The sequence below is a fragment of the Acinetobacter legionensis genome (assembly GCF_048551735.1).
In the GTDB taxonomy this organism is placed as follows: domain Bacteria; phylum Pseudomonadota; class Gammaproteobacteria; order Pseudomonadales; family Moraxellaceae; genus Acinetobacter.
In genome coordinates this window covers 1-12,147 of record NZ_JBIMBV010000036.1, presented here as the reverse complement: position 1 = coordinate 12,147, position 12,147 = coordinate 1, and the positions used below count along the sequence as shown (strand labels likewise).

9 protein-coding genes and 1 rRNA gene are annotated in these 12,147 nt (G+C 38.1%); 3 read left to right on the top strand and 7 right to left on the bottom strand.

Annotation, left to right across the window (positions count from 1 at the left end; genetic code table 11):
* The coding region (locus tag ACG9ZL_RS20345; protein ID WP_419361625.1) for an ESPR-type extended signal peptide-containing protein at positions 1-3,283 on the bottom strand (3,283 nt) is incomplete at its 3' end.
* A gap of 684 nt (positions 3,284-3,967) precedes the next feature.
* Between ACG9ZL_RS20345 and fmt the strand changes: the two genes are divergently transcribed.
* Positions 3,968-4,927, top strand: coding sequence for a methionyl-tRNA formyltransferase (gene fmt / locus ACG9ZL_RS20340; RefSeq protein WP_419361622.1), 960 nt, complete (start codon positions 3,968-3,970; stop codon positions 4,925-4,927).
* Positions 4,924-6,231: a 16S rRNA (cytosine(967)-C(5))-methyltransferase RsmB gene (gene rsmB / locus ACG9ZL_RS20335; protein WP_419361619.1), complete on the top strand. Its 1,308-nt coding sequence runs from the start codon at positions 4,924-4,926 to the stop codon at positions 6,229-6,231. The genes fmt and rsmB overlap by 4 nt, the downstream gene beginning before the upstream one ends.
* A gap of 51 nt (positions 6,232-6,282) precedes the next feature.
* On the opposite strand, the gene ACG9ZL_RS20330 is transcribed toward rsmB, so the two are convergent.
* From ACG9ZL_RS20330 to ACG9ZL_RS20315, 4 genes are all read right to left on the bottom strand, one after another.
* Positions 6,283-6,426 carry a methionine/alanine import family NSS transporter small subunit gene (locus tag ACG9ZL_RS20330; RefSeq protein ID WP_004718897.1) on the bottom strand — a complete coding sequence of 48 codons (144 nt, stop codon included), beginning with the start codon at positions 6,424-6,426 and terminating at the stop codon, positions 6,283-6,285.
* 10 nt (positions 6,427-6,436) lie between these two features.
* Positions 6,437-7,915, bottom strand: a complete 1,479-nt coding sequence (locus tag ACG9ZL_RS20325; RefSeq protein ID WP_336954813.1) for a sodium-dependent transporter — start codon at positions 7,913-7,915, stop codon at positions 6,437-6,439.
* A gap of 321 nt (positions 7,916-8,236) precedes the next feature.
* A complete protein-coding gene (locus tag ACG9ZL_RS20320) occupies positions 8,237-8,824 on the bottom strand; it encodes a DUF1287 domain-containing protein (RefSeq protein WP_419329254.1) in 588 nt (195 codons plus the stop codon).
* A 58-nt stretch (positions 8,825-8,882) separates the two neighbouring features.
* The gene (locus tag ACG9ZL_RS20315; protein ID WP_419361617.1) at positions 8,883-10,331 is read right to left on the bottom strand and encodes an aldehyde dehydrogenase family protein; all 1,449 of its coding nucleotides are present in this window, start codon (positions 10,329-10,331) and stop codon (positions 8,883-8,885) included.
* 136 nt (positions 10,332-10,467) lie between these two features.
* Between ACG9ZL_RS20315 and ACG9ZL_RS20310 the strand changes: the two genes are divergently transcribed.
* Positions 10,468-11,211: a TIGR04219 family outer membrane beta-barrel protein gene (locus ACG9ZL_RS20310; protein WP_419329252.1), complete on the top strand. Its 744-nt coding sequence runs from the start codon at positions 10,468-10,470 to the stop codon at positions 11,209-11,211.
* A 266-nt stretch (positions 11,212-11,477) separates the two neighbouring features.
* On the opposite strand, the gene ACG9ZL_RS20305 is transcribed toward ACG9ZL_RS20310, so the two are convergent.
* The gene (locus ACG9ZL_RS20305) at positions 11,478-11,810 is read right to left on the bottom strand and encodes a hypothetical protein (RefSeq protein ID WP_419361614.1); all 333 of its coding nucleotides are present in this window, start codon (positions 11,808-11,810) and stop codon (positions 11,478-11,480) included.
* Positions 11,811-12,070: 260 nt separating this feature from the next.
* Positions 12,071-12,147 (bottom strand): 5S ribosomal RNA (gene rrf, locus ACG9ZL_RS21330); the annotation flags it as partial.

Sequence of the window (12,147 nt, the reverse complement as noted above, 5' to 3'; positions counted from 1 at the left end):
CACCCACATTGTTCGCTGTGGTGGTCGTACCATCTGTTTTTGTAGTCACATAGCTTGGCGCACTGATCGCACCTGTCGTGTTGTCATAAGTTGACCCTCCACCCAAGTTCGTCGCTGTGCTCGTACCCAAAGTATCTGTCTTTGTGCTTGACGCTGTCGTCGCTGCATCTAACTGACCTTTGTTCACTGCTTGATCATCGGTAGTTGCATCAGCAACATTACTGATATTCGTGTTAGCTGCATTAATACCAGTGCTTGTAATGCTTGGACCACCTGTAATCGTCAATCCACTATTATCTAACTTTGTATTGCCTGTCGTGACACTACCAGCTGCACCTAAGTCTAGGTTTGGATTTAACTTAACCTGTACGCCATCTGTAGTCGCAACTGTACTAATATTGGTGTCGCCAGTGATAGAAACCGTATCACCTAATTTCTTCGTAGCGCTGGTCGCTGCAGTATCACCTTTAAAGGTTAAACCGGTATTATCAACCGCTGTCTTCGCATCTACACCTTTCTGAATATCTGTTTTGGTGCTTGCTGCAAGGTCAACTTTATAGTCAGTAACATTGTTCGCATCTTTAGTTCCAGCAGTTACCGTTACAGCTGATGAACCTGCTGATGCGGTGGTACCATTGGCATTAACAGTATAAACATCTTGACCATTTGCACCAGTAGTTTTTGCTACTCCCGCTATATTGGTTCCACCTGCAACTTCAGTTTTTGATGCCGCAGCTTTAGAATCAACATAGGTTTTATTGGTCGCATCTGTACCAGCTGTTGGTGCATTGTTGACTGTTACTTTATCTGCTGTGACTTGAGCTGCAGTAATTCCTGCATTGTTAATAACAGTTGCACCTGTAGTAACACTGCCTGTTGTACCTAAGTCCAATGCATTCGATAACGCAACTTCCACTTTACCTGCATTTACTTTAGTCGTGATATTGCTGTTTGAACCTACAACTTCAACCGCTTCACCTAACTTCTTGTTAACAGTAGTGCCGTCCTGCGCTTTTAAACCAAAGCCCAAGTTCGTCAATGTTGAACCAGCATCATCTACATACTTTTTATTGGCTGCATCTGTATTATTTGTTGGCGCAGCAACATTTGTAATCGCTAACCCACCTGCATTAATACCTGTTGTTTTATTGATAACAACGCCGCCAACCGTAACTTGGTCAGCTGTTACACCTGCATTATTAATAGTGGTATTACCCGTTTTAACGCTACCTGTTGTACCTAAGTCTAAGTTTGGATTTAACTTAACTTGTACGCCATTCGCTGTCGCGACTGTACTAATATTAGTGTCACCAGTGATGGAAACCGTATCACCTAATTTCTTTGTAGCACTTGTCGCTGTGGTATCACCTTTAAAGGTTAAGCCAGTATTATCAACTGCTGTCTTCGCATCTACACCTTTTTGAATATCTGTTTTAGTGCTTGCTGCAAGATCTACTTTATAGTCAGTAACGTTGTTTGCATCTTTAGTTCCCGCAGTCACTGTGACAGCTGATGAACCTGCTGATGCGGTGCTACCATTAGCATTAACCGTATAAACATCTTGACCATTTGCACCTGTAGTTTTTGCGACACCTGCTATATTGGTTCCACCAGCAACTTCAGTTTTTGATGCCGCAGCTTTAGAGTCAACATAGGTTTTATTGGTCGCATCTGTGCCAACTGTTGGTGCATTGTTAACTGTAACACTTGTAAACGTAGGTGTTGCACTTGTAGCAACTGAATAAGTTATTGAACCATCCGCTGCTGTTGTAGGAGTAACGACTATATTGCTACCACTTATTACTGTTCTTTTTGATGCTTTAATCGCATCATCAATAGTCGTTTTACCCGTTCCACCAATATTAGTAGGTGCTGTGTAAGTATTCGTTACAGGATCATAAGCAGCATTTCCACCTAGAACATTTTTCAGATTTGTATGTGTATCATCATATGCTTTATCTAATTGTGCGACTGTAACTGCATCAGATGCAGCAGAACCATCAGCCACATTCTGAATACGACGGTTGCCTGTTACAGTTCCATTACCAACAGATACCGCTCCAACAGTAGGAGCAGCTTGTGATGTTAAAAATCCTGTTCCAGTAATAGCTGTCGTTGTAGAGCCATTACCCAAAGCAACACTATTATCAATACTAGCTATAGCAGAAGTACCGAGTGCAGTCGAGTTAGCTCCTGTGGCTTGAGCACCATTCCCCAATGCTGTACTATTTGTGTTATTTGCAGTTGCAGCATTACCAAGTGCGGTCGAATTAGCTCCTGTGGCTTGAGCACCTGGACCCACACCTACAGCAAAAGAACCTGCTTGGGTATTTCTTCCCATAGCCACACCACCAACTGCAACACCACTATTTGCAGTTACTGTTGCTCCTCCACCGATCGCAATTGCATAATTATTACCACCCGCATTAGAATTATCACCAATTGCGATTTGTGCGAATGTAGTTGTTTTTGCACCATTACCTAAAGCAATCTGCCCTCCAGTTCCTGCTGGATTGCTACTAGCAATATTACTATTACTCGCATTTGTACCAATCGCAATATTATTCAGAGATTCAGTACCAACAGCGCCTGTAAAAGCATTTTTACCAATCGCAATTGTCCCAGTATTAGTTGCCCTAGATTGGCCACCAATCGCAATACTATCCGTACCGGTCGACTGTGCGCCTCTAATCGTATTACCACCAATAGCAACCGAACCACTGCCAGAAGCCGTAACTGCATTTGCAATTGGTAAAACATTTCCAGAAGCAGACCCAGTAGCTGTTCCACCTAATGCTACAGCATTTTGTCCTGTTGACTGACTGCCTTCACCAAGTGCAGTACTACCAACACCAGTCGCTCGACTCTCAACCCCTAAAGCCGTACCAAAAGCATTGGCTTGACTATTATGACCCACAGCTGTACCAGCAACACCCGTAACTTCTGAAAATGCTCCATATGCAGTTGCTGCAAGATTATTATTTCCTTTAGCATTACATCCTGAAATCAAAGAAAAGGTACCTGAACCATCCGTTGCCTGTGAATTAGTCGCTCCTGGATTTATATTTCCAACAACTCCAGTAGCTCCAGTGGTACAAGTACTTGAATCTGTATTAATAACATTTGCAGTTACATTAGAGGAAAAGGTTATCATCAAACTAACTGTTGCTGCACCAATAATCCCAGTTACTTTTGAAGACTTGGTTTTCCCTTTTGCCAATTCAGAAACTGCAACCCACGCAGACAATGTCGCATTCCAAATCACTTTGTAGATCTTATTCATATTACTTTTCCTTTAGGGGATGCATTACAGCAGCTGGTCCCGCCCCGACAATGCATATAAAATGTACAATTTTTTTTATTTAACAATTTACATACATTTAAATCAATAGAAAAAATGAGATATATTTCACTTTTTTTATTTTTTTAAACAACCGGTCTAAACTTTTACAAAAAAACAAAAAAATCTATACATTTATTTTTAACTATACAAATCAATAGTTTATTTTATTACAAAAAAACATTAAGATTTATTAAATACATATTGTTCTTAAATTGACCATGTGACAAAATTTGTCACATTTATCAAAACAATGCGAGACTTAGTTTACATTTGACACATTGTTAAATTCTGATTAACTGCCTATTCTCATCCAGTTAACAATTTTTACTGTGAAATATGTCACAATAATTCTCGTTTCAATCTCTAAATACTCTCTTTATTTAGATTAAGTTAAAAATAAGACCTTTTTCTATCAATTTAAGGTGAAAATTTTTATATAAAAAAGTGATATTTATTTTAAAAACGGTTGCTGGCTATTTTGAAATTAGATAAGTGATCAGAACAAAATATACAATTGATCGTATTTTATTTTTTACATAGAAAAACCCGTATTTTCATTTGAAAACGCCACCGCATAATCAGGTTTGCTATAATTCAATTTAAAATTTAATCTGAGCATAACTTTTGAAGATCATTTTTGCAGGTACACCCGAATTTGCAGCTTCTGCTTTAGCAGCACTCATTGAAACTGATCACGAAATCGTCGCTGTGTATACTCAACCCGACCGCAAATCAGGTCGTGGACAAAAAATGACAGCTTCAGCCGTGAAACAACTTGCGCTGGCAAACAACCTACCCGTCTATCAGCCACTTCATTTCAAAGCATCGACAGACGAAGGCTTAGCCGCTCAACAAGAATTAGCAGCTTTGGGTGCAGATGTAATGGTAGTTGCGGCTTATGGTTTAATTTTGCCCCAAACCGTATTAGATACACCGCGCTATGGTTGTTTAAATATTCATGGTTCTTTGCTACCACGTTGGCGTGGTGCCGCTCCGATTCAGCGTGCCATTGCAACAGGTGATACTGAAACAGGGGTAACGATCATGAAAATGGCGGCTGGTTTAGATACAGGTGATATGATCTTCAAAACAGTTTGCCCAATCACAGCACAAGAAACCTCAGCGACTTTATATGACAAACTTGCGATTCAAGGTGCTGAAGCAATTTGTGTTGTATTAGAATCAGAACAAAAGCTACAACAATATTTAGATGCACGTGAAGTTCAAGATGAACAATTTACGGTATATGCACATAAACTCACAAAAGCTGAAGCGCAAATTGACTGGACTAAATCAGCAGTTGAACTTGATCGCAATATTCGGGCATTCAATCCTTGGCCAGTCGCATTTACACCAATAGATGAAACCAATAATTTACGTGTATGGGATTCTCAAATTTCAGATCTTACAGCCAATGGCGAAGTACCCGGAACCATTATCGAAATGAACAAACAAGGTGTACATGTACTGTGTGGAGATGGTGTGATTTGTCTGACTAGCCTACAATGGCCAGGTGGCAAAGCCATTAACCCTGTACAAATTATACAAAGCCATAAACTTTCAGTAGGAAATATATTCGCATGAGCCAAATTCAATCATCTGCAAAAAATTTGAATTTGCGCGCACAAGTGGTTAAAACACTTTTAGCTGTTCAAAATGGACAGTCTTTGGCTTCCGTTTTAAACCAACATATCAATATTGTTTCTGAACGTGATCGTGGTTTATACCATGAGCTTACTTTGGGCTGTCTACGTCAGTGGTATTCTTTAAAAGCAATTACCTTACCCTTGCTCACAAAACCATTAGAAAATGAAGCACTAGAAAGTTGCTTATATTTGGGTTTATACCAGATTTTATGCACCCGTATTCCTGCACATGCGGCGATTTCAGAAACGGTAAATGCTGCTAAGCAATTAGGTTTTGAACCGATGAGTGGTTTGGTCAATGCCATCCTTCGTCGTGTTTCACGTGAAACAACAGAGTTTCAAACGGCTTTGAATAATACCCATGGTTTACCAAGCTGGCTATTCAAACGACTAAAAAAAGATTGGGCCGATCAGTTTCCTGAAATCTGTCAAAATTTAAAACAAGTTGCTCCACTAACGCTTCGTGTCAATGAACGTCAAATTAGTCGTGATGAATATCTTGATATTTTAGATGAAGAACAGATTGATGCTCGCCCTTGTACACTTTCAGATGTTGGTATAGTTCTGGAGCAAACCGGCAACATTACTCATTTACCTGGCTTTGAAGAAGGCGGATTTTCTGTTCAAGATGAACATGCTCAATTGTGTGCAACACTGTTACCCAACTTAGATGACAAAGTCATTATCGATGCTTGTGCAGCACCGGGTGGTAAAGCAGCTCATATCTTAGAACGTTTCAATCCTAAAAAATTAATCGCGCTTGATCATGATGCTAAACGATTATTGCGTGTTTCAGAAAACTTGGAACGCCTTGAATTAAATGTTGATGCAACAGTTGAAATCATCACAGCAGATGCTACAACATGGGTGCCTAAAGAGTTGGTCGATTGCATCGTATTGGATGCACCTTGTTCTGCTATTGGTGTTATGCGTCGTCATCCTGATATCCGGTTATTGCGTCAATCTACAGATATTCAGCAAGTGGTCGATCTGCAAAAGCAAATTTTAAAGCATATGTGGCAGCAGCTTAAAGTTGGTGGAACACTACTTTATATTACATGCTCAATTCTGAAAGTTGAAAATGAACAGCAGATGGTCGAGTTTTTTGCTGAACATGCAGATGCTGAGGAAATCAAGATTGATGCAAACTGGGGAATAGAACAAATTCACGGTCGTCAATTGTTACCTGAAGCGCATCATGGTGATGGTTTCTATTATTGCAGAATTCAGAAAACCGCTTAAAAAAACGCATTAAAAAAGCAGGCTAATTAGCCTGCTTTTTTTGACTCAAGTTTAAAGCGTATGATGGTCTTTGACTTCTTCCAGAACTTCATCCAATTCTTCAGGATTTTTCATCAAATGTAGGATCGATAAAATCAACCCACCCCATAAAAACACCATTGAAATAATCATCATCACGATTGCAGAAGTATTCATTTTGACGCTCCTATCGATCTTTCATTTTGCTAAGGATTAAAGCAATAACAGCACAGAAAATCACACTGCCCCAACCAAAGAACATCAACATACTTGAACTATAGGTATCGTATCCATTTTTAATCAAGCTAAAAACGGTCATACATAAAGTGACCAGCAAAATTAAAGAAGTGATTACGGTTAAAGTGAAATCCCAACCTTTACCCAGTTGAACAGTTGAAATACGATTCACGTGATCACGTAGTTCCATCAATGCTGAACGTTTAAACCATGCTATTGAAATAATTGACAATAATGCACCGCCAATAATCCCAATATTATTGATAAAGTGATCGACGATATCCACCAGTTTAATCGAATTCACACTAGAGAATAAGAAAATTGAAACCAGTGCACTGCCCCCACCAATAATGCTTACGGCTTTTTTTCGTCCCCATTTTAACTTGTCTTGCATCGCTGCAATCGGTACTTCAAGGATACTCACCATTGAAGAAATACCAGCAACAAATAATGAAGAGAAGAATAGTAAACCGAATAAATCCGCACCCGCACCTAAACTAGAAATGATTTTAGGGAAAGCAATGAAGGCCAAACCAATACCACCGCTGACCACTTGATCTACAGGTTTCCCTGCTGAAAAAGCCATAAACCCCAATGCAGCGAAGATACCAATACCCGCAAGAATTTCAGTAGAAGCATTAGCAAAACCAACGATGAGACCTGAGCCTGTTAAATTGGTTTTTGGTTTAAGATACGAGGCATAAGTCACCATAATCCCAAAACCAACAGAGAGTGAAAAGAAAGTATGGCCATATGCTGCAAGCCATACTTTATAATCCCACATTGCAGCCCAGTTCGGTGTAAAGAAAGCATTTAAACCTTGGACCGCTCCAGGTAAACGCAAAGCTTGAATAACAAGAATAGTGAATAGAATAAACAATAAAGGCATGAAAATTTTATTGGATAATTCAACCCCTTTTTTCACACCACCAAATAAGATGATCAGCGTTAATGCCCAAATTCCCACAATTGGCCAAAATAAATGACCAACAAACTGAAAATCAAAACTTGTTGATTTTGAGGTTTGTAAATAGGTATTGAAGAAGAAGTTTTCAGGATCACTGCCCCACAATTGACCTACAGAAAAGTAAACATAACTGCCTGCCCAAGTCAGTACGCTGGCATAGTACAAACCAATAATGATACAGACACAGACTTGCCACCATCCTAAAGTTTCCCCACCTTTAAATAAAGCACGATATGCTTTAGGAGGTGAGGTATTACTTTTATGCCCTGTCGCATAGTCTAAAAATAATAGCGGCAAACCTGCTGTGATAAGTGCAATTAAATATGGAATTAAAAAAGCGCCGCCACCATTTTCATAGGCAATGTAAGGAAAGCGCCAAATATTACCTAAACCGACAGCCGATCCAACAGCTGCGATAATAAAACCTGATCGTGATGTCCAGTTTTCACGAGATTCTGTCATAAAACACCTAATTCTGTAGATGTCCTCAAATGCTGCTTTTTTTCATTGTGATCTGCGAGCAAAAGAAGTACCAATTTTAAATTTTGTTGTTTGAATAAAACAGCACCTTTTGGGTCCTTTGTTATTATTTCAAACCAGTAACTTTGCAAACTTCTCGGTTAAAGTACATCAACAAAAATTACTGTTTAATGTGGTAACAATACTCGTTTTGCAGCGCTTTTTCTGTAATTTGTGTCCATTTTCCCATGTTTTTTTTACTTTTCATCACACATGGTTAATTTTTAGCTATTTTGATTGATCATTGCTTAAAATTACCTATTTCTAATTAACATTCTTGGGTAAACGATAATGCCCAATAATTTTATATGCATGCAAAATATCATTTTCACGTGTTCCGTAACCGATGTTATGAATGACCAAAGGTGTTTTTGACAGCATTGTGGTTTTATTGGAAATGATACCAATATGGGTTAAACCTTTACCTAAATCCCATGCCACAATATCGCCTGCTTGATATTTTTGATCACTCACTTGATAACCTTGACGCTGAAAATAGGTCATAATATTTGGAACCCGACGATGATCAATATTTCGATCAGTTGCTTTTAAGCCCCATTTTTGTGGATATTTTCTAAAATTGGCTTTCATATCTTCATGAATACGCTGTTGTAGATCTATTTCTTGATGACGTAATGCACGAATGACCACGTCTGTACAGACCCCTTTGACCAATGGAACATCCCCCATTGGATAAGACAATTGAGTATAAGCAGGATCATAATAAAGTGTTTTCCAAATCTGAGAACGTGCATCATTTACCAGTTTTTCAGATTGAAATGCCCAAATTTGCACACTCAGTAAGGAAAGCAAAACCATTAAAAATAATGAATTGAAAAATTTTATTGTCATTTTAACTCTATATAAAATTCAAAGGAAATAAGGAGCCGTAGCCCCTTAGAATATCAACTTATTGTTTGATTACAAGTAAGCGTTCTTCTTGCATATCACGAATTGCAGACTGAATCCCTTCACGACCTAAACCCGAATCTTTCACGCCACCATAAGGCATATTATCAACTCTGAAAGTTGGTATATCATTGATAATTACTCCGCCCACATGTAGATGATCCCATGCATAGAGCATTTTATTGAGATTTTGAGTATATACACCAGCTTGTAAACCAAAGCGACCTTGGTTAATTACTTCGATCCCTTTCTCAAAGGTTTTGTATTTCTCTAAAATTGCCACAGGGCCAAATGCTTCATTTTGATAAATTTCCAGAGATTCATCGACATTCTCAAGTAAAGTTGGCTCGAATAAAACGCCTTTTAACGTGCCACCAATTAAGATTTTCGCACCCTTTTTCTCTGCTTTATCTACCCATTTTTTTAAACGAATCGCTTCTGCTTCTTTGATCATTGGACCCACTATCGTGGTTTCTACATCTGGATCTGCCGCAGATACTTTTTTCAACTTAGCTAAGATTTTTTTTCTAAATTCTATATAAATATCAGCATGTACTAAAATTCGTTGCACACTAATACACACCTGCCCCGCATGTCCATATGCACCACCAATCACTCGATCAATCAACGCATCACTTATTTCTGTATCAGGTTCAATTAAAACCGCTGCATTACCACCCAATTCGAGGGTTACTTTTTTTCGACCAGCACGTGCTTTCATATCCCAACCCACTTGATCAGAACCGGTAAAGCTGAGTAGCTTAAAACGATCATCCGTCACTAACACATCAGCATGTTCTCGTGGACAAGGCAAAATTGAAAATGCGCCTTTTGGTAAATCTGTTTCAGCCAAAATTTCTGCGATTTTTAATGCGGAAATTGGTGTCAAACTTGCTGGTTTCAATACAAATGGACAACCCGCTGCAATTGCTGGTGCAATTTTATGCGCTGTTAAATTCAAAGGAAAATTAAACGGACTGATCAGAGATACTGCACCAATCGGAACATGTTGTACCATTCCCCGATATGCAGAGGCCGCAGCGGTAACAGCCAAAGGCATTAGATGACCATTATTGAGTGTGGAGACAGCATCTGCCGCTAGTTGGAAAGTATTAATCAACCTTTCAACCTCAGCTGCTGCTGCAAGTTTAGGCTTTCCACCTTCGATAATTAAAATTTGTATTAATTCTTCACGTATTTCTTTAAAGCGTTTAACACAATGTAAGAGTATTTTTTGCTTCTGAAATGGCTTTAAAGCGGCCATTTCTTTTTCAGCTTTCACGGCTGCACTGATGGCTTTTTCTAAAGTTTTTGCATCTGCTAAAGCGACTTTTGCATAAATTTCCCCCGAAAATTTATCATGAACTTCGAGCCATTGCCCTGATTTGATCGCTTTATTGGCGACATAAAGGGGGAATTCAATCATTGCTTGATCAATAGAATCACTCATCCTACACCCTCGATTTAATCTTTTTAATAATGCAAAATTTGATAAACCCCTATATCATGCCTTCTGTTGATACAGTATTGAAATGTATTTAAGTAACAAAAAATAGGATGAAAAAACATTTCATCAAGAAGGACATATGAAATCTATTCAATTACCCTTATTTATCGCTGTATTAGGTCTAAGTTCATTTGCTCAAGCTGATTTTATTGGTTTAAAAGGTGATATCAGTTATTGGAGTCTTGGTGGAACTTCTCAAATCAATCATAAATCTGGTTTATCTAATAACACTGGTTCAGATGATTTATTATCAGATCCTTATGCTGGGCTAAACGCAGAACATGATTTAGATACTAAAGGTACGATTCAAGCCTCTGTTGCTTTTGAGCACCCTATTCCAATCCTTCCCAATGTAAAATTAAAATATACCAAGTTAGATACGGAAACTGAGTCTAATAATGAGTTTGCTAAAACTAAAATTGATTTAGACCATACAGATCTTATTCTTTACTATGAAATCTTAGACAACATTGTAAAAGCTGATGTCGGTGTAGGGGCAACTAAGCTCAATGGTACTGTAAAACAGTTTTCACAAAATGTTGATGTTGATGAATATGCTCCAATCCTTTATGCAGAGGCCGGCGCAAAACTACCGTTTACAGGTTTAAGTGCAAAAGCTGAAGCGACTTATACCAATGTCAATGATGTAAAAATCACAGACGCTCAGGCTGAAATTCAATATGACTTTGTAAAGTCTATAGTTTTAGATCTTGGTGCAAAAGTGGGTTACCGTATTTTAAATATTGAACTCAGTGATTTAGATAACCGCGATATGAAGTTTGATTTTAAAGGACCTTATATTGGTTTAAATGCACATTTTTAATAGAAACTATCCTTTTATGATCATGTAAGCTTTTTCTTACATGGTCTGCCGAATTATGCGTATAGGCAGAACAACTAAATTTTAATATTATAAACACATCAGGAAACAGGAAGTTTCCATTAAAAACAAGAATAAGATAGGATGATAATCCAGGATAGCGAAAGGTACTACAGGAGTTATATCTTAGAACCAATACAAAAAACCTCAGGCATGGATGTCTGAGGTTTTTTATTTTGGATAGACTAAAAGCAATTAAAGTAAAACACTTACCACTTCATAAAAACCATCCCTTCAATAACATCAATTTGAATCAGTTCAGTTTGTTTTTGAACCAGTTTAATCGCTTCATGCAAACCTATTGTTTTTGTATAAGAACCTTTTTGAGTAGGAACAGGAATGTCTGCATCTAATGAATAATCATCATTGACCATAAACTGTAAAGTACGATCATTTTTATCAACAATTCCTAAAAAGTTTTCTGGCCTGATTAAGACAGATTGCATGATTTCTATGATTTCATCGATAGATGCGTACTGATCTTGAGCGGGTAAAACTTCATCACCATCATAATCTGTAAAGAAAAACTGGAAAATCAACATATTATTAACTGTTTTTATCGTAATACTTTAATTTTTAGCATAAAGGAACCACTGATTCAATAGCTCGAATCTTTCTATATCTCCACTTCAATAATGAACATAATGAGGTATACAGAACATGAGTTCAGTTTCATCAATACATAAGCTTAATCAGTGATCAATTTACTTAATATGACTAGATCTCTTTCATTCCGATAATAAGCACTGCGCATAAAAAAACACCCCGTTCTCGCTAGAGAACGGGGTGTTTTAGATTTAAAAGCTGGCGATGACTTACTCTCACATGGGTAACCCCACACTACCATCAGCGCTAAGAGGTTTCACTTCTGAGTTCGGG

Bases quoted from the DNA above. Each gene is read 5' to 3' on its own strand.
- ACG9ZL_RS20325 (WP_336954813.1), bottom strand. From the start codon at position 7,915: ATGACAGAATCTCGTGAAAACTGGACATCACGATCAGGTTTTATTATC.
- ACG9ZL_RS20315 (WP_419361617.1), bottom strand. From the start codon at position 10,331: ATGAGTGATTCTATTGATCAAGCAATGATTGAATTCCCCCTTTATGTC.
- ACG9ZL_RS20330 (WP_004718897.1), bottom strand. From the start codon at position 6,426: ATGAATACTTCTGCAATCGTGATGATGATTATTTCAATGGTGTTTTTA.
- ACG9ZL_RS20310 (WP_419329252.1), top strand. From the start codon at position 10,468: ATGAAATCTATTCAATTACCCTTATTTATCGCTGTATTAGGTCTAAGT.
- rsmB (WP_419361619.1), top strand. From the start codon at position 4,924: ATGAGCCAAATTCAATCATCTGCAAAAAATTTGAATTTGCGCGCACAA.
- ACG9ZL_RS20320 (WP_419329254.1), bottom strand. From the start codon at position 8,824: ATGACAATAAAATTTTTCAATTCATTATTTTTAATGGTTTTGCTTTCC.
- ACG9ZL_RS20305 (WP_419361614.1), bottom strand. From the start codon at position 11,810: ATGTTGATTTTCCAGTTTTTCTTTACAGATTATGATGGTGATGAAGTT.